General features: G+C 51.2%; 1 protein-coding gene. It reads right to left on the reverse strand.

The window, feature by feature from the left end; translation table 11 throughout:
• On the reverse strand, positions 1-484 hold a 484-nt coding region (gene thyA / locus ACTHUR_RS19500), incomplete at both ends, for a thymidylate synthase (protein WP_440400438.1).

Below are 484 nucleotides of genomic sequence, written 5' to 3' on the forward strand. Positions count from 1 at the left end.
CTTCAAATTTAAATTCAAACAAGTCTTTGACTTCAGGGTTGATTTTCATGGTCGGCAGGTTTCGGAAATCGCGGCTTAATTGTAGCTGGGCCTGCTCGATATGGTTACTGTACAAATGCGCATCGCCAAACGTATGGATAAACTCACCTGCTTCCAGTCCGCATACTTGGGCCATCATCATGGTCAACAATGCGTAGCTGGCGATGTTGAACGGTACGCCAAGGAAAATATCGGCGCTGCGTTGGTAAAGCTGGCAAGACAGTTTGCCGTTGGCAACGTAAAACTGAAACAGCGCGTGGCAAGGCGGCAAGGCCATTTCATCGACCAAAGCCGGATTCCATGCGGACACAATCAGCCGGCGCGAGTCGGGATTTTTCTTGATTTGTTCCACCACGTTGGCAATTTGGTCGATATGGCGGCCGTCGGGTGCAGGCCAACTGCGCCATTGGTAGCCGTAAACCGGGCCTAAATCGCCGTTTTCGTC

This window comes from Neisseria sp. P0021.S007 (genome assembly GCF_051956855.1).